Genomic DNA, 21,957 nt, shown 5'->3' on the forward strand with positions numbered 1-21,957 from the left:
AACGCGTTTTTCACCTGAGAGCCAGCGTCAGGCAGCGCTGCGTACCGATCTCTGGGCGGCAAGCCTCGAGGCTGCCTCCGGAAGACCATAGGCTAATCCTGCAACAAGAGCTGTCGAGAGCAGATCATTGCGATAGAAAGGCAGGGCGGCTGCGTAGCAGGTAGCCAGACCGGAGAGAGTGTGCGGATAGAGCAGCGATCCTATCCAGACGGCGTAGTTGCTGATCGCGAAAAAGGATGTAGAGGCCAGGAGCACTGCGCCACCTACCCGTGCAGGGGAGGGGCGGCCACGCAACATGAGATGGCCCAGGATAACCACCGCGGCATACCAGGTCCAGGTCAGGAGGTAGTCCTGCGCGTGGAAGGAATAGCCATAGGCAAAGGTGGTGAGATAGTAGTCCGTCGCGGCCATCAGCAGCACCGGAATCCAGGCCTGGCGCAGAGGACGACGTCCGCCGAAGAAGAGCAGCCCTCCGCCAACGGCGGTAAAGTTCAACCAGGAGTGCGGCATGATGCGGCTGAAGACAGCTGCCAGAATCAGGAGATATGCAGACATTACACCCTCACCTTACTATTCTACCCGCATTCCCCTCAGATGGCAGAGCGAAGACGAAGTGTCAGACGGAAAAGTGACTTGTCCGGTTGAATGAGGCTCCCAGGCGGCTATGGCTTCTGCTCCTTTTTCCCCATGAACATGCCTTCAATTTCGCGCTGTGCTCCCACGTAGACCCAGCCGGAGAGAGGAGGTTGCTGCTCAGGGTGAGAGCTGGCGGAAACAGGCGAATAGGCGAAGCGAAGATCTTCAAAGCTCACAGCCGAGGCGCCCGGAGGAAGTGAGGGTAGATCGTTTGGCGCCTGGGTTCCACGATCAACCACGAGCGGCCATTTTGACCAGTCGAGATAGACACGTCCAAGCCAGGAACGTTTGGCCGCGAAGGTGGCCAGGGTTACAGGAGGCTTGTCGACAATGTCTTCCAAGCCGTCTGTCTGCACCTGATCAGATAGGGTGCGTACCGTCGCTGTCTGGTAATAGTCCGATGTCTCCGCCATGACACGCCACAGGAATGGATTGATCGGATACGGCTCTGCCTCGACCCGGATAGCAGCCTCGCGGGTTACGTCTGCACTGCGAAAAACGGCGATGGCGTGAGCGTGCTCAGCATTCCTGACCGCCCAGACGAGCACCATGCAGATGAGCGCGCTGATCGCCCAGCCGCGGCCGCGAAAGAGTTTGCGGCGTGCGCCTATTTCACTGTCAGCCAAGCCCAGCAGCCAGGGCATGATCAGCGCTCCCAGCAGGGCCAGGAGGATTACCGGCTCAATGATGAAGACAATATTCCAGGCATACCAGTGCGCATCGAATGGATAGAACGGACGGATGCCGTAATTGTTGGTGTAGTCAAGCAGCAGGTGGCTGAGATCGGCAATCATGGCGAAGAGCCAGATGAGGCCCCATCGCGGAGGGATCACGGGCGGCTTGCTGCTGAGCTTGTGGACGAGCCAGACAAAGGCGGTCGTGACCAGCGCAATCACGGGAGCTGCAAGGAAACTGTGGGTGATGCCACGATGGTGCTCGAAAGCGGCAACTGGTCCGCGAAAACCCCAGAACACATCGAGGTCGGGAGCTTCAGCCGCCAGGGTCATGGCCAGCGTAGCGTAGGCAGTCTTGCGGTTGAAGCCTGAGCGGCCAAGACACGCTCCGGTGAGAAAGTGCGTTACCGGTTCCATAAGCTCGTTGAGGCAACGGTACATTCGTTGCCGCGCAGATGCAATATCAGTCATTTGCGAATTTTTAGCCGCCGGGTAGAGCGGGAAGAATATTGCCCGTCGCTGCAGTGTCTGAGAGCGGGCGCGGTACCTATAATCGGCTCTATGGAAAAGGAAGTGACAGCAGATTTCCTTGAGCAGCTCAGGGAAACGATCAGGCGCCATGAGTATCTCTATTACGTTCTTGATCAGCCTGCGATAGAAGACTCTGCATTCGATGCGCTGATGCTGGAACTGAGGCAGGCTGAAGCCGCGCACCCTGAGCTGGTTACGCCAGACTCCCCGACGATGAGGGTAGGCGGCAAGCCGAAGGAAGGCTTTGCCAAGGTCGCGCATTCGCGGCCCATGCTCTCGCTCGACAACGCCTATAACGAAGAGGAGTTGCGCGCATGGGTCGCGCGGGTCGTTGAGTTGGCCGGGAATGCAGAGCTCGCGTATGTAGCCGAGTACAAGCTGGACGGGCTCTCGATCGCTTTGCATTATTCCAATGGGCGCCTGGAGCGAGGATTGACACGGGGCGATGGTGCGATTGGCGAGGACGTGACGACGAATGTCCGGACTATCCGTTCGGTGCCCCTCTCGATCTCCGCGGCGAAGCTGCAGAAGGCGGGATTGCCGCCAGATTTCGAAGTGCGTGGCGAGGTCGTGATGCCCACGGCATCCTTCCTGAAAATGAATGAAGAGCGGGAGGCGCAGGGACTGCCGCCGGCGGCCAATCCGCGCAATGCAGCGGCGGGCACACTGCGCACGCTTGAACCGAACATTGTGGCTACGAGACGGTTGGACTTCTACGCTTATTTTGTGCTCACGCCGGATGGAAGCAGTCTCTTTCCTGAGCAGTCGAAAGCCCTGGATGCGCTGGCAGGTGCAGGCTTCCGCGTCAATCAGCATCGCGAAGCCATTACCAGTGTTGAGCGGCTGATGGAGTTCATTCGCGGTGCGGAAGCGAAACGTGACAGTCTCGGTTACGAAATAGATGGCGTAGTTATCAAAGTGAACGCAACCGCGTTGCAGGCAAAACTGGGCTACACGGGCAAAGCCCCGCGGTGGGCGATTGCCTACAAATTCACCGCGCGGGCGGCGGTCACACGGATTGAAGATATTGCTATCCAGGTGGGGCGGACCGGCAAGCTGACACCTGTTGCCATCCTGACGCCGGTAGCGATTGGAGGAACGACCGTTAGCCGTGCAACCCTGCACAATGCAGACGAGATTCTTCGGCTCGGCGTGATGATCGGCGACTGGGTGCGCGTTGAGCGCGGAGGAGACGTAATTCCAAAGATCGTCGAGGTTGTTGCGGACAAGGATCATCCGCGCGGCAACAGAGAATTCGCATTTCCATCTCATTGCCCGGAGTGTGGCAGCGATGTGCATCGTGCAGAGGGCGAGGCGGACTACCGCTGCGTAAACATCAACTGCCCGGCCCGGCTGCGGGAGAGTCTGCTGCATTTCGCCTCGCGAGGCGTCATGAACATTGAGGGACTGGGCGAGGCAGTCGTCAACCAATTGCTGGAGCGCAAACTGGTCGCGGGACTGGCTGACATTTATTCGCTGACGCGCGAGCAGCTGCTCTCACTCGATCGTATCGGTGAGAAGACGGCGGATGCGCTCCTGGCTGAGATTAACCGCTCCAAGCAGGCGCCGCTTCATCGAGTGATCTTTGGCCTGGGCATACGATTTGTCGGTGAACGGACGGGCAAATTATTGGCTGATGAATTCGGCTCAATGGATGCCCTGATGCAAGCCAACCAGGAAGAGCTGGAGCGGGTAAACGATGTGGGGCCGCGCGTGGCGGAAGCGATTCGGGAATTTTTCGAGGAAGAGCGTAATCGCGAATTGATTGAGAAGCTGCGGATCGCTGGTCTCCAATTTTCGGCGGAGAAAAGAAGGAAAAGTTCGTCTCTCCTGGGACTGACGTTTGTGCTGACAGGAACGCTGCCAACCCTTACGCGCGAGGAAGCCAAGGAAAAGATCGAATCGGCTGGAGGAAAAATCTCGGGGAGCGTCAGCAAGAAAACCAGCTATGTGGTGGCGGGCGAAGAAGCTGGTTCAAAGCTAGAAAAGGCGCAGACGCTTAACGTGAAAGTGATCGACGAAGCCGGTCTGCTTGGAATGCTGGAAGAAGCCGCGCAGCAATAGCGCGGCTCCCTGCAGGATAGGTATCAGGCTGCTCTCGTTGCCTCGGGATTCCGCTCATGAGAGACCTTGGTAAGGATTTCGTCAGCGTGCTTCTCCTCGTCCAGTGTCTTCTGGAGCAGGGTAGCTGCCTGGGTTTCTCCTAGCAGCTTTGCCCAGTCGCGGGCTGAGCCGTAGGACGCCATTTCAAAGTGCTCGACTTTTTGAGCAGCTGCAATGATGCCAGCGTCGCGAACGGCATCATCATTGGCGGCCTTGATTGTTGTCTCGCCGGAGCTGATGAGTGCGGCGGTAACGGCACACTTCTTGTCGTCGGCATCGCCGGTCTGATCTTTCAGAATCTGCTGGACGCGACGAACATGCTCCTCAGTTTCACGAAGGTGGGTTTCAAGAGCTTTCTTCAGCTGCATATCAGTTGCGGCATCGGCCATCTTGGGCAGTGCCTTGGTGATCTGCTCTTCCATCGAAAGCATGTACTTGAGTTGTGTTGTGTAGAGCGAACGTAGATCGTCTATATTGCCTGCAAACAGGGCCATGGGAATATCCTCTAGGAGAGTAATAACTCTTCCGTTACTCCATAGGAAGCCTGTTGGCCCTGTAGCTGTTGCCGCGATTTTGATTCTTTACAGAATTAAAGAATGTATCGCGAGAGATCCTGATCTTTCACGATGGAGGCAACCATCTGGCGTACGTACTCAGGGTCAATAACAACCACCTTTTCCATGCCGGTGGCTGTTTCACGCTCCACAACAGGAAGAGGAGTGACAGCACCGTATTCGCTGGCTACCGCAGCAAGATCAATTACGTTGCCCTCGCTCCGCGGAGCCTTAGTCAGGTCAGGGGCGAGAAAGCTGATCTCGTCGAGGACGCGCTCCATGATGGTATGCAGACGACGTGCGCCAATGTTCTCTGTCGTTTCATTGACCCGGAAAGCAAATTGAGCCATCTCTGCGAGTGCATCGCGGGTGAACTCCAGCTTCAGCCCTTCTGTCTCGAGCAGTGCTGTGTATTGCTTGGTAAGCGAGGACTTGGGCTCGGTCAGAATACGGATGAAATCTTCCACCGTGAGCGATTGCAGTTCGACGCGGATGGGGAAGCGCCCCTGCAGCTCAGGGATGAGGTCACTGGGCTTGGATACGTGAAACGCTCCCGCGGCGATGAACAGGATGTGATCCGTCCGCACCATGCCGTAGCGGGTGTTGACGGTCGTACCCTCGACGATCGGGAGTATGTCGCGCTGGACGCCTTCACGCGAAATATCAGGACCATGGCCGCCTTCGCGACCGGCGATTTTATCAATCTCATCGAGGAAGACGATGCCCGAATTCTCCACGCGCTCGACTGCGATACGCGTCACCTGGTCCATGTCGACAAGGCGGCCTTCTTCTTCCTGTACGAGGTATTCGAAAGCCTCGGCGACTTTCATCTTGCGCTTTTTGGTGCGCTGCCCGAAGAGGCTGGGAAGGACATCCTTGAGATTGATGTCCATCTCCTCGACACCCTGATTCGAGATGATTTCAAACGACGGGGCATTGCGCTCGCGAACGTCAATCTCGACCGTTCGGTCGTCGAGCTTGCCCTCGCGAAACTGCTGCCGCAGTTTTTCCCGGGTGCGTTGATGACTCTCATTGCCGGGCGATGGGAAAGCAATTGTGTTGTTGTTGCTGACCTCAGTGGCCGGCGCTGCAGGGGCAGATGCGGCAGGGGTGGGCGCAGGCGTCGGCGGCGGTAGAAGCAGGTCGAGAAGGCGCTCCTCTGCATTGAGCTCAGCCTTATCCTCAACCTCTTCAAGCTTTTCTTCGCGCACCATTTCGATGGCTATCTCGACGAGGTCGCGCACGATCGATTCCACATCGCGGCCTACATAGCCGACCTCGGTAAATTTAGAGGCTTCGACCTTGAGAAAGGGGGAGTTGGTGAGCTTCGCGAGGCGGCGTGCAATCTCCGTTTTGCCCACGCCGGTCGGCCCGATCATGATGATGTTCTTGGGCATGATGTCATCGGCGATATCGGGCGGCAGCTTCTGCCGGCGCATGCGGTTGCGCAGCGCTATTGCGACGGCGCGCTTGGCCGCCTTCTGGCCGACGACATATTTATCGAGCTCGGCGACGATTTCGCGCGGGGTAAGGTCATCAAGCGCGAGTTCCTGATCTTCCGTGGTGCCGGGTAAATAAATGGCCATGAACGCCTGTTCCTTCCGGGGGCTGTTTTTAAGCGTGCAGCTCTTCGAGGGTGATCTGCTCGTTGGTGTAAATGCAGATCTGTCCGGCGATGTGCAGGGATTTTTCGGCAATCTCGCGCGCGCTGAGTTGCGTGTTCTCCATCAGTGCACGCGCCGCGGCGAGCGCATAGGATCCGCCACTGCCGATGGTCGCTATGCCCTCATCGGGCTCAATTACGTCGCCGGAGCCGCTGAGGAGAAAAGTCTGATGCGGATCGGAGACAACGAGCAGAGCCTCAAGGTTGCGAAGCATCTTGTCGGTGCGCCACTCCTTAGCCAGCTCGACGGCAGAGCGGCCAAGATTGCCGGCGTACTGCTCAAGCTTTGCCTCGAAACGGCTGAAGAGGGAAAATGCATCCGCAGTAGAGCCGGCGAAGCCCGCGAGAATCTTATCCTGATAGAGACGGCGTATCTTGCGCGCGGAGTGCTTGATGACGGTTTCGCCGAGCGTGACCTGTCCGTCGGCGGCCATGGCTACGCTGCCGTTGCGGCGCACGCAGATGACGGTGGTGGAGCGGATGCGCCTGAGGCCTGTGCTCGGGTCAGAATGGGAGGCTGAGATACCGCCCCGCTGAGTAGCGGGAGAAGACTTTCGTTTCGACATGCTTATTAGAAGTATACCGCTCCAGAGCCTTCAGCGAGAGGCCGCTGCCTCTGCTTTACACTCGCAGATTCGGGAGGATCCAATGGGCAAGCAGTCAATGTCTCTCATCGGCTCCGATCCCGGACGAAGGCCGCCCAGCGTTGCCATCCTAAGGCAAGTTGCTGATTTTGCGGGCGTCGATGCATCTGGTCGGACTGCTGTTTGCAAGTCGTCCTACAGGGGAAGCCGAAGAGGTGCCACCAAAGGCATTGTGCGCTGCTCCAAGAGAGTATTTTCCATCTATACTCGTTTGCATAGCCGCCGACGGACAAAATAGATGACCGGTCTATCATTACGCGATCCTCAACTGCTCGGAACGCTCCTCGCCGCCGGGCTCTGTATCGGTGGAATTGCTGCTTATGTTGCTCTACGCAAAGCTCCTGATGAAGCCGAACTGGAGCGCCAGCGCCGGATGGAACTGGTGCAGGGAGGACGCATCATCGACGGCACGGTGATCGATATCTCCGACCTCGATGAGCAGGAGAGTGGACGAGCCGGCGGGCTGCAGCTGATCCTCTATCAGTACGAAATAGCGGGAGTGGTCTACGAGTGCTCCCAGGACGTTACTTCCCTCAAGGAACACCTTGATATTCACCAATGCCGCATTGGGTTTCCGGCGTCGGTCCGCTATGACACGCACCGGCCGGAGAACTCGATCATCGTGGCGGAGGGTTGGAGCGGCCTGAGGGATACGGCCAATTCAGTTCCTATCCGGCGCACACCGCGGCGGCCCAGAGTAAAAGCTGCGCCGTTTCTCTAGGCCCGCTATACACTGATTACATGCATGTTCACGGCGCGCCGACTGAGCGTATGAAGCGGGTACTGCGCCTCTCCGTGGTGGCGACTCTTGCTTATGTGGTGCTTACGCTGGTGGCAGGACTGCGTGCCCATTCGCTGGCTTTGATCTCGGAGGCGGGCCACAACGCATCTGACGCCCTCGCGCTTCTGCTCTCCTTCGTCGCGGTGTATTTCCAGGGGCGGCCAGCAACAGATACCAAGACCTTCGGCTACCAGCGCGCCGGCGTATTGGCTGCCTTCCTCAATGCCCTGGCGCTGATCTTCATCGCTGTCTGGATCGTGATCGAAGCAGTGCACCGGCTGGGCTCGCCCGAAACGGTGCAGCCGCGCATCATGATGATCGTGGCGACTGCCGGCGTGGTGATGAATGGCGTGATTGCCGCCTTCCTCTGGAAGTCGAGCGGAGACGTGAATATCCGTTCCGTCTTCATTCACATGCTGGGCGATACTCTGTCGACGGCGGCGGTGATTGCCGGCGGCGCAGCAATCCTGCTTACAGGCCTGCACTGGATTGATCCATTACTGTCACTCCTCATTGCGGCTTTGGTTCTCTGGTCCTCTATCGGTATCGTCCGTGAAACCCTGAATATCCTGCTCGAGGGCACGCCCGGTGGACTCTCTCTGCAGGAAATACGGGATTCACTCGCCACCATTCAAGGTGTCGAAGATATACACGATCTCCATGTGTGGAGCCTCGGTTCGCAGACACGGGCCTTGGCTACCCATGTGACTATTGCCGACATTCCTCCTTCAGCCAGTGCCCAGATTCTTGAGCAAATCAAGGCAATGCTGCGGGACAAGTTCCACATCAATCACACCACAATTCAGTTTGAGAATGTGGAGTGTGAAGTCGTTCACGGATGCGTGATGGCCATCGAAGAAGTCTCCGCGCATGGGCATCACCACCATCATCACGGCCACAGCCATTCGCATTAGCCGTGAACTTCAGCAGCAGTGGAACCCTGGGGTACAATTTGAAAGAGTCGGGGCGTAGCGCAGCCTGGTAGCGCATCTGCTTTGGGAGCAGAGGGCCGGGGGTTCGAATCCCTCCGCCCCGACCATCCGAAGAATGAGTTCGTTTACGGTTTGCCTCACAAGCGGGCGGCGGACGCGTAAACAGTGACTCTCTCCAGGAAATTCCTACCTAAATGCCACGCTGTTTCGGCTACTTCTCCAAGGGCCATTCCAAGTTTTTTACCTCACCCACCCTGTGAGGAAGTTGCTCTGCCCGTCGCTTCAGCGCTTCAGCAGTAGAGCGACTGAGGGGGCGCTGCTTTTGTTCCGTCGGCAGTTCTCCCTTTAGCTGTCTTCCTCTTCAGCATCGAGCGGCGCCCCGCGCGGTCTTCTTGGGGTTGTTCCAGGCATTTTTGGTGGTCGAAGGACATGGCGAGCGTCATTCGTAAGAGAAATTAATATTTCGCTTGCGAAAATGTGTACGCCAGTCAATAATTTCCTTCACGGAGCCCGGGTAGACATCTATACATCTCAAATTGGGCCCGTTTCGGAGCCAGTCATGCAAAGTAAGAATGCCCGCAGTGGTGTGTTTCTCGCCACGTTATGCGTGGCTATGCTTTTTTTCCTGTTTTCACCGCTCAAGAGCTTTTCGCAGGTCGATCAGGGGGGTATCAGCGGGACCATCGTCGATACCACCGGCGCGGTCATACCCAATGCAACCGTGACGATCACTGATACGGCCACGGGCCTGGTGCTTTCCCGGCAGACGGACAAAGGCGGCTTCTTTGTTTTCACGCCGATTAAGATTGGAAACTATACGCTGGAAGCCACCGCTCCCGGCTTTGCAAATATTAGAAGAGAAAACATCAAGGTTGATGTGAGCCAGCGGGTCGCGGTGAACTTCAAGATGAAGCCGGGCGCCGCCACTGAGACGGTGACGGTGACGTCAGCCCCGGAGTTGCAGACGGAAGATGCTTCGACTGGACAGGTATTTTCAACCAAGGTTATTAACGACACGCCTCTGGACGGGCGGAATTATGTCTTTATCGCGCAGCTTGCTACCGGCGTAGCTGCTCCAAATCAGGGTTTCCGGCAAGTAGCTGGCGCAGGCGATTTCAGTTCGAACGGAAGCCGCGTGTCGCAGAACAACTTCATCCTCGATGGCGTTGACAATAACTCAAACATGCAGGATTTTCTCAACGGAGCTACCTACGCAGTAAGGCCGCCTCCGGATGCACTCGCAGAGTTTAAGGTCGAGAGCAGCGATTACAGTGCAGAGTTGGGACGGTCAACCGGTGCGGCTGTCAACGCATCAATCAAGTCCGGCTCGAATGAAATGCACGGAAGCCTTTGGGAGTATTTTCGCAGTGATCGTATGGCTGCAATCGATTACTTCAATAGCGGAAGGACTTCTTATCACCAGAACCAGTTTGGCGCTACTCTTGGTGGCCGTTTCATCAAGGATAAGCTGTTCTATTTCGCTGATGCGCAGGGCACGCGTATCTCTTCCTATGTCCCTGCACAGCCCAACAACACCGTACCTACGGATGCGATTCGCAACGGAGACTTCTCCGAAATGCTCGATCCGAACAATACGAATGGAAATGGTTCAATTCCGCTCTATCTTCTAGGAGGCAATCCAACCAGCGCTCCTGGTGCAGCGGAGGATCCGAATGTACAGCAGCGCTATCTTGGCTGCAATGGCGCCCAGAATGTCATCTGCCCGACGCAGGTCAACACCGTCGCGCAAAACATTTTGAAGCTCTTTCCCAAGCCGAATCAGGGAAGTCCCCATCAGGTATTCAATAACTACACGATTCCTGCAACATCCTTCACCAATAACACGACACAATATGATGTTCGCGTAGACTATAACCCTTCGCAGAACGATCAGGCATTCGGACGCTACAGCTACTCGAATAACCCGACAAACTATACACCACCCTTTGGAATTCTCGACGGCGGTGGATTTGGCAGTGGCGGCCAGAATGCTAACTACAGCAAGAGCGGCGTCATCAGCGAAACGCACTTCTTCTCTCCGACACTCTCCAACGAATTTCGCGTAGGGTACAACTGGCTCCATGCCGCATATCTGCAGGTGAACAGCACGCAGAATATTGCAGCTCAACTAGGGCTGGGTGGAATTCCCTTTGGGCCGAATCTAGGAGGCATGCCGGATCTCAGCTTCGGGGGCTTCATCAACAGCGTAGGTGTTTCAGGCTATGTACCTTCGGTGGAAACACAGAATGTACTTCAGATCATTGATAACGTCTCAAAGGTGGCTGGTAAGCACACTCTTAAAGTTGGAGTGAATCTGCAGCACATTCGCTTCTATGGGCTGCAGCCGCCCAATGGTCTGGGAAGTGAAAACTTCTCCGGTGTTTATACTTCGGATCCCGGCAACCCAAACATCATCTCCGGTTCGGGTGTAGCTGACTTCATGCTGGATCAGATGAACAGCTCTTCGATAACGAGCATTACGCCTATCACCAATCTGCGCTGGTATGAGGCGGCGTACGTTCAGGATGACTGGAGAGTGAACTCGCGTCTTATTCTCAACCTTGGACTTCGCTGGGAATATGCTCAACCCTTTGTCGAGGCGTTTGATCACCAAGCTAACTTCGTTGGTAACTACGCCGGACTCAACCAGGGAAGCGGCACATACCTCATTCCCAACTCGCAGAAGAACTATCCGATACCACCGCAGCTGCAATCCGCATTCACAGCAGACCACATTACTGTGCAGTATGTTTCCAACCGGTCCCTTGTGGATCTGAAGAAGCTGAACTTTGCACCGCGCGTGGGGCTTTCGTACATGCTCGATCCTAAGACCGTCCTTCGTGCCGGTGGCGGACTCTTCTATGGAGATCTGGAAGATATCGGGCTGGGGCTGAATCTGGGTAACAATGCGCCGTTTAACGTCAACGCAAACTTTATCCCTAATCCAAATGTCTGCCAGAATATCAACGGTGCGATCACGTGTCCGACGAATGGGCAGACACTGGAAACCGGCTTTAGTCAGGCACTGAATGCGCCTAACGGCGGCCTGGTGAACTTCGCCAATCTGCCGACGATCTATGCGGCCGAACAAAGCAACAAGCCTGCTTACACGGTTGCCTATAACCTCAACATTCAGCATTCGCTGACTGATTCACTCTCTTTCACCATCGGCTATCAGGGCAATCAGAGCCGGCATTTGAGGGAGAGCTATAACGCTAACCAGTACGCTGGGATCGTACCTCGCGGAGCGAATGGCCAGCTCTACCAGTCCTTTCATGATTTCGGTGTAGTCATGGTGGGTAACTCGGGTGTTGGCCGGTATGACTCACTGCAGGCAAAGATAGAGAAGCGCTACAGCGGGGGGCTGTATTTCCTTGCAGGGTACACATGGTCTCACTGCCTGGATGATGCCTTCGGTCCTATTGGGCAGTCGCAGGATGGAGGCTATCGCAATCCTAACTATCTCGGCCTTCGCTACGATTACGGAGCCTGCACGCAGGATGTGCGCAACCGCTTCACCTTCTCACCGCAGTACGAACTTCCATTTGGAGTCGGACATAAATTCCTGAATCGTCCAGGGATTGCAAACGCAGTTGCAGGTGGCTGGAAGACGAGCTTTATCTTCCAGGTCCAGACGGGAACTCCCATTTTCCTGAATTCTTCGAATCAGGGTGCGAGCTATCCTATCCGGGTGAGCGATCCGTTCTCTCCTGGCGGCTCACCGGATCCAGTTACACAGCCACATGAGGTTTGCGCTACCAAGACCCGCACCCTGGAGTCGTGGTACAACCCTTGTGCCTACAAGAATCCTCCACAGGCTTATAACGGTCCGGATGATCCGGCTCATAACCTGATCGATATAACGCACGCAGGAACGATACCCTTTGGGCCTCCGGGTCGCGTCTCTGTGAACGGTCCTGGCTTCAATGGTCTGGACATGTCCCTGTTCAAGGATTTCGCCATTCCGCTGCGCGAGTCTGCTCTGCAGTTCCGCGCAGATGTCTTCAACGTTCTCAATCACCCCTCGTTCGGAAACCCGAACAACGGTTTGCAGGGAGCCAATGCCAGCAGCATTACTTCTACCCGCTTCAGCGCGCTTGAGCCGAATGCGCGTGTCATTCAGGTAGCGATGAAGTATAGCTTCTAACTCACTCCAAATAGTTATAGGACGGAGATTGATATCTCCGTCCTATAACTTAAGCTTCGATTGAGTGAATAAATCTTCTTAATCTAGAAGAGAAAATGCCTTGCTCATCTTAGTCGTTACTTCCTCTGGCGAATCCCCCAGCGAGTAGTGAATCTCAAGCACGCCGGCGGGTGTCTGCGGGGCAGTCTTCAGCTCCTTCATCGTTTCTTCCCATGCGATCGTTCCCTCGCCGGGCCACAGGTGTTCGTCGCGTTCCCCGTGATTATCGTGCAGGTGGGCGGAGCGGATATAGGGTTTCAGTTCCGCTAATGCAGAGGCAGTGCCGCCGGTGAGATTTGCATGGCCTACGTCCAGGCACACGCCAATCGAATCGAAGTGGCCGACATGCAGGATCTCAAGGATATTCTGAGGGCGCGTGACCTCATTCTGCAGGTTCTCGATCAACAGCTTCACACCGAGCGGCCCTGCAAATGCCTTCAGGTGTTCGAGCGCGGTAAGCGAGTGTTCAAGCGACCGCGGGCTCCACTGATCGTCCCGCTCTCCCAGATGGATGACCATGAAACGGAAGGGAATCAGTTCGGCGGCCTCAAGTGCGCGCTTAATCTCATCCATCGCGTCAATGCGTCGCGACTTATCGGGATGAATAAGATTTACGGCCGGTGCGCCTGCACGGCCCATTTCGCTGTCGGGGTAGAGCGGCGCATGCATGGAGAATGGCTCAAGCGGGTTTGATCTGAACCAATCTGCCAGCTCTCGAATTGCCACACGATTGGCATAGTCTAAGTGCTGTTTTGCTGCGAAAAGCTCTACACCCTGGGCGCCGGCACGGGCAAAAATTTCAAGCATGCCGGGATGCAAACGACTGCGGAGAAATATATGAGAAGAGATGACTTTCAACATGGTGCGGGATACCCCGATCGATCTGGCTTCTCCTTATCTTCTCATTTCGAGACAAGTGCGCCGGGGCAGAAGTCATGTATAGGGCTCTAATGTATATCCAAGATTACGCCTAGACGCGCCAGTAATCGGGTCTCCAGACCTCAATTGATTTCTTGATATCCGCCGGTTTCAGATGGTCTCGCAATGTTTTTTCGACCAGCGCAGGGATCTCAGCGTCCGGCGCGAACCGCAGTGCGATCAGTTGCCTCTCCGTCAGTTCATGGATGCGTGATCTGAGAGGCTCCTGCAGGAGTGCGGTCAGCCTGAGCCGCTCCTCCAGGCGGATGACGCGGTCCTGCACCTTGAGCGAGTAGAGCCGGGCGATGCCGGTGAGCAGCAGCAGCCCAAAACTCAGGAGCGCCAGCCAGACATGGAAGCTGTCAGGATGCTGCACCAGCAGCCAGACCGCGAAGATGAAGCAGAGCAGAAAAATGGGCGCGACCATGAAGTGGAACCATGGATCCAGCCTGGCATGGTTGGCAAATGTCTGGGGACGTTTTTCGCTCATCGGTGTACTCCATTCGGCGCAGCTTGCAGAGCCAGTCTAATACCCCGCAGCTTTTCCGAAGTGACGCCGGTGATCCTGGCCGCCTTCCAGCATGCCAGTGACCGGGTTGACCGCTATGCACTCGCCGTCGCTCCAGACCTGTTTTCCAACATCCACGCTATACCCCATCGATCGCAGGCCCTCGATGGACGCATCAGGAAAGCCGGGCTCCAAATAGACGATGTCCGGCAGGTACTGATGGTGAAAGCGTGGTGCATCCACTGCCGATTGAATATTCAAACCCCCGTCAGCAACGCTCAGGAAGATGTTCGCCACGGTGGTGATGATACGTGAGCCGCCAGGGGAGCCGAGCACCATGCTTACCTTGCCGTCCTTGAGTACGATGGTTGGCGTCATGCTGGAGAGAGGCCGCTTGCCAGGGGCAATAGCGTTAGCCGGTCCCTGGATCAGCCCGAACATATTTGGTACTCCCTGCTTGGAGGTGAAGTCGTCCATCTCGTCATTCATCAGGAAGCCTAGCCCTTCCGCAGTCACGCCCGAGCCGAAGTAGTTATTGAGAGTTGTGGTTACGGAGACGGCGTCGCCGTCAGCGTCCATCACGGAGTAGTGCGTCGTATCCGTTGCTTCCTGCTTTATAGCCGCAATCTTTGGAGGAGGCGGCAGATAACCCTCCGGGCGCTTCAACTCTGCCGATGGTGTCGCCGCATCTTCCTTGATGCTTGCTCTGAAAGCGGCGGCATAGCGCGGATCGATCATCTGTTGAATCGGAATTTTCACGTAATCCGGGTCGCCGAGATAATCGGTCCGATCCATGTAGGCGCGCCGGAAGGCCTCCAGTATCAGGTGCATCTCCGCAGGCGTTCGATCTCCGAGCCGCGCCAGGTTATAGCCGTCCAGAATATTGAGGGCCTCGATCAACGCCACTCCGCCGGAAGACGGCGGCGGCGCGCTGATGATGTCATACCCCTGGTAGCTTGCCTGAAGCGGTTCGCGCTCCTTAACCGTGTAGGCTGCCAGATCCTTTTCGGTAATGAGTCCGCCGCCCTTCTGCATGTCCGCAGCGAGCTTTTTCGCTATCGCTCCGTGGTAAAAACTATCCGGGTCCCGGGCAATTTCCTTGAGGGTCTGTGCCAGTTCCGGCTGTTTGAAGGTTTCTCCCGCCTTGTAAAAGTTGCCATCACGCTGAAAGATTCGCCGGGATGCCGGGAACTCTGCCAGGGAGGGATAGTGGAGCATGGCGGCTTCCTCATCGGTCAGCACATAGCCGTCGGAGGCGAGTTTGATGGCGGGGGCCATTACCTCGGCCAAGGTCAATTTGCCGTATTTTTTCTCGGCATAAACAAGCCCTGCAACTGAGCCGGGCACGCCGATCGCTTTATAGCCGACGATGCTCTCATTCGGCACCACATTTCCCTTTGCATCGAGGTACATATCGGGGGTGGCCGCCAATGGAGCGCGCTCGCGATAGTCCAGGAAAGTGGATCGCCCGTCCTTGAGGTGGATGAGCATGAAGCCACCTCCGCCGAGGTTGCCTGCATCCGAGTAGACAACAGCCAGCGCGAATCCCACGGCGACGGCAGCGTCGACCGCATTACCACCGTTCTTCAATATCTGTACGCCCACATCGGTAGCTCGATGGTGAATGGATACGACCATGGCATGCGGAGCGCGCTCAGGAACCTCGCTGCGGTAATTTGGAACCGCTGCAGGCTGTGCATAGAGCAGGGAACTGAAGGTAAGAGAAGCGGCCAGGGCAGAGACGGCAAATCGCATCATTGTACGCGCTAGTGTAGCGTGATTTTGGTGTTTTGCCGCATGATTTGACGGGATTATGCTAGTCCGAAAGACGGATTCGCGTATTGAACGGCAGGCATTTAAGATTATGCGCAAGTACGGTGACGCGTAAGGCTACAAAAGAAATTCGTTTGGTAAGGTGCATAGCTGGTTGTGATGTTCGACAGCTTTCCAAATCGTTCTTTTAAATTCCTCCGGGGTGACTCTGTCCGGTGAAGAAATTTGCATTAGCCGCAGTGCTGTTGTCCTGGATGCCTGTCGTCATGTTCTGGCATAGAGCCACGGACTACATCCTCTCGTCCAACTACATGGCCCACCGGTTCTGCTATCTTCTGCAGCCGGGCTTGATCTGGACAAATGTCGTAATGGACAGCCTGATCGCGGCTTCCTATCTGCTGATCTTCCTGGCGCTTTTCTGGATGTCGTCAAGACTTCGCCAAGTTGCGGAAATTAATCGCTACGTCTGGATCTTCGTCGCCTTCGGCACCTTTATCGTTGCATGCGGCATGACGCATGTCATGGAAGTTATTACCCTGTGGTGGCCCATCTATCGTTTTTCAACGGTAGTCAAAACCATATGTGCGGCCGCCTCGGTTCCTACGGCCATCCTCTTCGTGCGAATTGCGCCTGCTCTCACGCGTAACATGGAGCGCTTCATCTTCATGCTCTCCACGACACAGCAGGAGAAAGACAGAGCGCTCACGTCGCTGATCGCGTCTGAGAAGCTCGCGGTCGCGGGGCGAATTTCTGCTTCCATTGCGCACGAAATCAGTAATCCGCTTGAGTCAGTGGGGAACGTCCTTCATCTTCTTCGTACAGGCGCCGGACTTTCCCCTGAAATGCAACGGCTGGTCGACTCTGCGCAGGGCGAAATTATTCGCGCGGGCGACATAGCCCGCAGTACGCTTTCACTTTATCGAGAATCGGCCGCGCCGGTTGAGGTATCCCTGGTTCCACTCTTGCAGAGCATTATCGATCTGCAGGCCCCGGCTCTGGTTCGCAACAATATTCAGATTCAAACTCGAATGCGGGCGACCGTAGCTATCCGAGCCTACCCGGGAGAATTACGCCAGGTTCTCATTAACCTGATTCAGAATGCCGCAGCGGCTATTGGAGAGGATGGGAAGATATTCGTTCGCGTTCAACCCCGCCGCGGAGGATACTCCATTACCGTTGCCGACAATGGCCCGGGTGTGCAGCCTGCTGACCGCACCCGCCTCTTCAGCCTCTTCTTCACCACCAAGGGAGAACAGGGAACCGGGCTCGGTCTCTGGCTTGCCCATTCCCTGATTGAGAAGCTGGGGGGGAGGATAAAGTTCCGCTCGAGGACGGCTGGTGAAGCCGCAATTCGCGGAACTCTGTTCAATATCTGGCTACCCTTAGGAACGCCGCCCTATGTTCCTCTGGCTCCCTTTAGCTCGGTTCAGGCAGGACGCCGCCAGATGCAGAAGACAGCTTCCGTTGCCTCAAGATAGGTTTGCCATAAAAGAGAGCTGTTGCCAGGAATGGAACCGACCGCGTATCGCATTAGTCGGCGGAAACGAAAGCAGCGTGTTAGACCACTGCAAGGGAAGCAGATCGCCGTGCCAACGGTTCCCGCTGCGTCGCAGCCAGCGTCGTCAGGCTCCATGCGGAGCGGTCGCGCATCAGTCTTGAAACCAGTGCGGTGTGCATGGCATGGCCAGCACGTTCTGCAACAACGCGTCCCAGAATCTGGTGACCTGCCAGAGCGAGATCGCCGATCAGATCCAGCACTTTGTGCCGGACAAACTCATCGTCAAACCGCAGGGGTCCGTTCCGCACACCTTCCCTGTCGAGAATGATTGCGCTGGACTCTGATACTCCGCGGATCAGACCCATATCGCGAAGCTTCTGCTCGTCTTCCTTGAAGCCGAAGGTTCGCGCCGGAGCTATCTCCACGCCATAGGTGCGGGCTGCAAGATCCACCTCGAAGCCATGCTTCCCTATGGGCTGGGGAAAGTCGATCTTGTAGCTGATGCTATAGCCGTCGCCCGGATAGACGCCGATAAACTTGTCACCCTCGCGCACCTCAACGTCCTTGAGGATGCGAATGTATTCACGCCGCCGCCGCTGGGTCTTGAGGCCGGTGTTGCGAAAGGCGTCCACATAAGGGATCGCACTTCCGTCGAGGATGGGGAGTTCCAGATTGTCGAGCTCGACGATGACGTTATCGACCCCCATGCCGATAAGCGCCGAGAGCAGATGTTCGGTCGTCTGGATCAGAACGCCTTTCCGCATCAGGCTGGTTGCATAGCTGACCTTGGCGACATTGCGGCTGGTGGCCGCTATCTCAAAATTGTCCAGGTCAGTCCTGCGGAAGACTATGCCCGAGCCCGCGGGTGCAGGCAGCAGCCGCATCGAGACGGGAGCGCCGCTGTGCAGGCCTACCCCCGAGAACTCAACAACTGCCGCTATCGTGTGTTCGAGATATTCTGCTTCTGACAAAATTTTCCTCGCCCGTGGGCATGAACCAATAGACTACCCTCTGCGAATTAAGTTTAGCTGTGGCATATTCGCCACATTAGCGTGGCGGAATATGACTCACGAGACGGCTGGGTACAAAGACAGTAAATAGCTCATCCAGAAGGGGCTTACCTTAAAGTTATGACTTCAATTCTCACTTCGTCTGTCCTTGGCGCGCTGCGAATCGCCGCTGACGAGCAGCAGAAACAACTCCTGGCTCTGCTCCGCCAGATGGTGGAAATCGAATCCCCCAGCGAGGATCGAGCGGCGTGCAGCCGCTGCGTGGCGTTTGTAGCGGAAGAGTGCGGCAAGGCTGGCGCGCGCGTCCGGGTCCACCGCCGCAAGAGCAGTGGCGGTATGCTGGAAGCTCGTTTTGGGCCTGTGCGGAGAGGCCAGAAGCCCCTATTGCTGCTTGGCCATCTGGATACTGTGTGGCCCATGGGCACGCTTGGAGTGATGCCGTTTCGCATCACGGAGGAGCGGGTGGCCGGTCCCGGGGTGCTCGATATGAAGGCCGGTGTCGCTATGGCGATCGTTGCGCTTCAAATCCTGACCGAAAAACAGATGCTCGACCGTCAGGTGATTCTGCTGCTGAGTTGCGATGAAGAGACGGGCAGCCGCGACTCGCGCGCTATGATCGAGCGGATTGCGTCGGCGTGCTCTGCAGTGTTTGTGCTGGAGCCGGCGCAGGGGCTCAGCGGCGCCTACAAGACGGCACGCAAGGGCGTCGGCAGCTACACGGTTCGCGTGGAGGGCATCGCGGCCCATAGCGGTGTCGACTTTGAAAAGGGCCATTCAGCGGTGCTCGAACTGGCACGGCAGATCCCGATCCTCAGCGAATTCACTGAGCTTGACCGGGGCATCACAGTAAATGCCGGAACCGTTTCCGGCGGAACACGGTCTAACGTAATAGCAGCCGAAGCAGAGGCGGAGGTGGACGTGCGGATCGCCAGGAAAGCAGACGCAGCGAGGATCGATCGCCGTTTCCGTTCCTTGCGCGCGGTAGACAAGGCCTGCAAGCTGACAGTGTCCGGTGGCATCAACCGTCCGCCTATGGAGCGTACCCGCGCGACAGCTGCACTCTTCCGCCATGCGACGACCCTGGCGGCGGGACTCGGATTTACGCTTGAAGAGGCCTCCACCGGTGGCGGGTCGGACGGCAACTTTACCTCCGCTCTGGGGGTTCCCACCCTGGACGGCATGGGGGCGGTGGGCGAAGCCGCGCACGCCCGGCACGAATCCCTGCTGCTGGCGCATCTGGCGCCACGTACGGCCCTGCTGGCCGCAATGATTGCTTCTCTACCGTTGAAGAACTGAGGATCGCATGCTGAAGTTGATCGAGTTCGGATTGCTGGCTGTCACGCTGCTCATTGTCTTTGGTCTGGCTGCGGCCAGACCCCCTGAACGCGAGCGTGACGCCGAGCAGAGTGAACCCGTCAAGCGGCCTTGATCGCCTGCCGGCCGCTCGTCCTTGTTAGCATCTACAGTGATGCAATCTCATAAAACCCGCGTTCGATTCGCCCCCTCTCCGACAGGCCTGCTGCATGTTGGCAACGCCCGCACGGCACTTTATAACTGGCTCTTCGCTCGCCACACGGGCGGCGACTTTCTGCTCCGTATCGAAGATACGGATCTGGAACGCAGCGAGGCGCGCCACGAGGCACAGTTGATGGAAGACCTCAGCTGGCTTGGCCTTGGTTGGGATGAGGGCCCCGACGTCGGCGGACAGTATGGGCCCTACCGGCAGTCTGACCGACTCGATATTTATGCTCGCCACACCGAGCAGCTGCTCAACGAGGGCAAGGCCTACCGCTGCTTCTGTACTCCCGAGGAGATTGAGGCTGAGCGTCGCCGGGCGGCAGAACTCCATCAGCCGCAGGTTTATTCCGGCAAGTGCAGCCGCATTTCCCCCGCAGACAGCCTTGCTCGCGCCAGCGCAGGCGAGTCCTTTGCCGTGCGTCTGCGCATTCCAGAGCGTCCGCTTCGCTTTCACGACCTGGTGCGCGGTGAGGTTGAGTTCACCAGCGAATCTGTCAGTGATCCGGTGCTCGTCCGCTCCAGCGGCGTTCCGGTCTATAACTATGTCGTGACCGTCGATGACGCGCTGATGCAGATCACCCACGTCATCCGTGGTGACGACCACCTCTCCAATACGCCGAAACAGGTGGCTATCTACGAGGCGTTCGGATGGCCGGTGCCGGTCTTTGCACATCTGTCGACGATTCTCGGCAGCGACCGCGAGCGGCTCTCCAAGCGGCATGGTGCAACCTCGATCGCCAGCTTCCGAGAGATGGGGGTTCTGCCGGAGGCGCTGGTCAACTATTTGGCTCTGCTCGGCTGGGGTGCTGAAGATGGCAAGACTGAGACCTTTACGCCCGAGGAACTCACGCGGGTCTTCAAACTGGAGCGTGTGACCGCTTCCCCCGCAGTCTTTGACTGGGACAAGCTGCACTGGCTCAACCGTCACTACTTGAAACAGTCTGAGCCGCAGCGGCTGGCAGCACTTGCGTGGCCGCATCTCCCTTTGCCGCCTGCCGACTCCAGCAGCCCTGCGCTGCAGGCATGGGTGGAGCGACTTATCGCGCTTTTTCTGCCGGCGCTCGACCGGCTCGATCAACTCAGCGAGAAGACACAGTTCATCTTTCGCTTTGACGAGACCGCAGCCAAACAAAACGCTGAGAATGCGCCTCTTCTCTCCAGTGAAATTGCGCAGAAGGTGCTGTCTGCGTTTGCTGCGCGCGCGGCGGCTTTCTCCGGGGCGGTGACACCAGAGCAGTTCAAGCTGTGGATGAATGAAGTGAAGGCTGAGACCGGAGCCAAAGGTAAAGATCTCTTTCACCCCGTACGTATTGCTCTGACCGGAGCGCATTCCGGGCCGGAGTTCGACAAGCTCATCCCCGTGATTGAAGAGGGAAGCCAGCTGGGGCTTTCCATCCTCAACATTCGCGCGCGCATTGAGCGCTTCGTCGGCGCATGACAGCAGCCGTGGACTTGAGCTTTCCTCACACGTGGACGGCTACTCTGCTCGAGCGCCGTCCGCTCATTCCTCCGTCGCGTCAATTTGTCTATCCGCGTCAGGCTGAAGAGGTGGAACGTGGCGCTCTTGAAGTGCTGGTGAAGCCTGCCCAGGGCGACACGTTTCTCGCTACCTGCGCGCTCGGGTTTGCCGACCCCTCGGCACCGACCGGAGTGTGGAGCTGTCCTGACAAGGATGCGATGTGCGCTGTTGCGGGGGGCTATGCTTACATCGTTGACACGCTCAACCCGGCGAAGTTCGTCCAGGTTGAGTATCGGCCGGTGCTGGCTGTGCAGGCTCTGCCTGAGCATGGGCTGCTGCTCCTTGCCGGGCATCATTCGCTTCTCGCCTACAACGCAGAGGGTTTCGCATGGCAGAGCGTCAGGCTCTCTTCAGAAGGCGTCCAGCTTGGCGAAGTGGAGGGAGATCGACTGCATGGCGCCGGATGGGATCTGATTACTGACCGCGATGTGCCCTTCACGATCGACCTGCGTAGCGGCGAACGACTGAGTTAAACAGAAGGCCCCACCTCCCGGTTAGAGAAGTGGGGC

Annotated in this window: 18 protein-coding genes and 1 tRNA gene; 10 read left to right on the forward strand and 9 right to left on the reverse strand. The window is 57.1% G+C overall.

Translation table 11 applies throughout. The features are described 5' to 3' along the window. Positions 1-27: 27 nt before the first annotated feature. Positions 28-555: a DUF6580 family putative transport protein gene (locus C7378_RS15940; RefSeq protein WP_131998940.1), complete on the reverse strand. Its 528-nt coding sequence runs from the start codon at positions 553-555 to the stop codon at positions 28-30. A gap of 107 nt (positions 556-662) precedes the next feature. Continuing rightward, positions 663-1,727, reverse strand: a complete 1,065-nt coding sequence (locus tag C7378_RS15945; protein ID WP_131998942.1) for a metal-dependent hydrolase — start codon at positions 1,725-1,727, stop codon at positions 663-665. A gap of 144 nt (positions 1,728-1,871) precedes the next feature. Between C7378_RS15945 and ligA the strand changes: the two genes are divergently transcribed. Continuing rightward, on the forward strand, positions 1,872-3,905 hold the full coding sequence (ligA, locus tag C7378_RS15950; RefSeq protein WP_131998944.1) for an NAD-dependent DNA ligase LigA: 2,034 nt from the start codon (positions 1,872-1,874) through the stop codon (positions 3,903-3,905). A gap of 23 nt (positions 3,906-3,928) precedes the next feature. Here the strand turns inward: ligA and C7378_RS15955 are convergent, their stop codons facing one another. The 3 genes from C7378_RS15955 to hslV form a co-directional block, all read right to left on the reverse strand. Further along, the gene (locus C7378_RS15955; RefSeq protein ID WP_131998946.1) at positions 3,929-4,438 is read right to left on the reverse strand and encodes a YciE/YciF ferroxidase family protein; all 510 of its coding nucleotides are present in this window, start codon (positions 4,436-4,438) and stop codon (positions 3,929-3,931) included. A 95-nt stretch (positions 4,439-4,533) separates the two neighbouring features. Beyond that, the gene (gene hslU / locus C7378_RS15960; RefSeq protein ID WP_131998948.1) at positions 4,534-6,084 is read right to left on the reverse strand and encodes an ATP-dependent protease ATPase subunit HslU; all 1,551 of its coding nucleotides are present in this window, start codon (positions 6,082-6,084) and stop codon (positions 4,534-4,536) included. A gap of 28 nt (positions 6,085-6,112) precedes the next feature. Then, on the reverse strand, positions 6,113-6,727 hold the full coding sequence (gene hslV, locus C7378_RS15965) for an ATP-dependent protease subunit HslV (protein ID WP_131998950.1): 615 nt from the start codon (positions 6,725-6,727) through the stop codon (positions 6,113-6,115). Between the two features lie 316 nt (positions 6,728-7,043). Here hslV and C7378_RS15970 point away from each other — a divergent pair, with 316 nt between their 5' ends. The 4 genes from C7378_RS15970 (at position 7,044) to C7378_RS15985 (ending at position 12,665) form a co-directional block, all read left to right on the forward strand. After that, a complete protein-coding gene (locus tag C7378_RS15970; RefSeq protein WP_131998952.1) occupies positions 7,044-7,526 on the forward strand; it encodes a hypothetical protein in 483 nt (160 codons plus the stop codon). Between the two features lie 50 nt (positions 7,527-7,576). Beyond that, positions 7,577-8,500 carry a cation diffusion facilitator family transporter gene (locus C7378_RS15975; RefSeq protein ID WP_243648303.1) on the forward strand — a complete coding sequence of 308 codons (924 nt, stop codon included), beginning with the start codon at positions 7,577-7,579 and terminating at the stop codon, positions 8,498-8,500. A gap of 48 nt (positions 8,501-8,548) precedes the next feature. Further along, a tRNA-Pro gene (locus C7378_RS15980) sits at positions 8,549-8,625 on the forward strand. Positions 8,626-9,077: 452 nt separating this feature from the next. Continuing rightward, a complete protein-coding gene (locus tag C7378_RS15985; RefSeq protein WP_165876852.1) occupies positions 9,078-12,665 on the forward strand; it encodes a TonB-dependent receptor domain-containing protein in 3,588 nt (1,195 codons plus the stop codon). Between the two features lie 78 nt (positions 12,666-12,743). Here C7378_RS15985 and C7378_RS15990 read toward each other — a convergent pair whose 3' ends face one another. From C7378_RS15990 to ggt, 3 genes are all read right to left on the reverse strand, one after another. Continuing rightward, positions 12,744-13,511 carry a sugar phosphate isomerase/epimerase family protein gene (locus C7378_RS15990; RefSeq protein ID WP_243648304.1) on the reverse strand — a complete coding sequence of 256 codons (768 nt, stop codon included), beginning with the start codon at positions 13,509-13,511 and terminating at the stop codon, positions 12,744-12,746. A gap of 163 nt (positions 13,512-13,674) precedes the next feature. Further along, positions 13,675-14,112, reverse strand: a complete 438-nt coding sequence (locus C7378_RS15995; protein ID WP_131998960.1) for a DUF6526 family protein — start codon at positions 14,110-14,112, stop codon at positions 13,675-13,677. Positions 14,113-14,148: 36 nt separating this feature from the next. Next, positions 14,149-15,888 (reverse strand): gamma-glutamyltransferase, encoded by a 1,740-nt coding sequence (ggt, locus tag C7378_RS16000; RefSeq protein ID WP_131998962.1) that lies wholly within the window; start codon positions 15,886-15,888, stop codon positions 14,149-14,151. Between the two features lie 230 nt (positions 15,889-16,118). Here ggt and C7378_RS16005 point away from each other — a divergent pair, with 230 nt between their 5' ends. After that, on the forward strand, positions 16,119-17,381 hold the full coding sequence (locus tag C7378_RS16005; RefSeq protein WP_131998964.1) for a sensor histidine kinase: 1,263 nt from the start codon (positions 16,119-16,121) through the stop codon (positions 17,379-17,381). 79 nt (positions 17,382-17,460) lie between these two features. On the opposite strand, the gene lpxC is transcribed toward C7378_RS16005, so the two are convergent. Continuing rightward, a complete protein-coding gene (gene lpxC, locus C7378_RS16010; RefSeq protein ID WP_424221498.1) occupies positions 17,461-18,372 on the reverse strand; it encodes a UDP-3-O-acyl-N-acetylglucosamine deacetylase in 912 nt (303 codons plus the stop codon). A 159-nt stretch (positions 18,373-18,531) separates the two neighbouring features. Here lpxC and C7378_RS16015 point away from each other — a divergent pair, with 159 nt between their 5' ends. The 4 genes from C7378_RS16015 to C7378_RS16025 are packed head-to-tail and all read left to right on the forward strand — an operon-like array spanning position 18,532 to position 21,921. After that, a complete protein-coding gene (locus C7378_RS16015) occupies positions 18,532-19,707 on the forward strand; it encodes a M20 family metallopeptidase (RefSeq protein ID WP_131998968.1) in 1,176 nt (391 codons plus the stop codon). 7 nt (positions 19,708-19,714) lie between these two features. After that, complete coding sequence (locus C7378_RS18090; RefSeq protein ID WP_279388605.1) at positions 19,715-19,840, forward strand: hypothetical protein; 126 nt, start codon at positions 19,715-19,717, stop codon at positions 19,838-19,840. A 39-nt stretch (positions 19,841-19,879) separates the two neighbouring features. After that, positions 19,880-21,367, forward strand: coding sequence for a glutamate--tRNA ligase (gltX, locus tag C7378_RS16020; RefSeq protein ID WP_131998970.1), 1,488 nt, complete (start codon positions 19,880-19,882; stop codon positions 21,365-21,367). Next, on the forward strand, positions 21,364-21,921 hold the full coding sequence (locus tag C7378_RS16025; protein ID WP_131998972.1) for a hypothetical protein: 558 nt from the start codon (positions 21,364-21,366) through the stop codon (positions 21,919-21,921). Before gltX ends, C7378_RS16025 begins: the two co-directional genes overlap by 4 nt. Positions 21,922-21,957: the final 36 nt, after the last annotated feature.

Source organism: Acidipila rosea, from assembly GCF_004339725.1.
Classification (GTDB): domain Bacteria; phylum Acidobacteriota; class Terriglobia; order Terriglobales; family Acidobacteriaceae; genus Acidipila; species Acidipila rosea.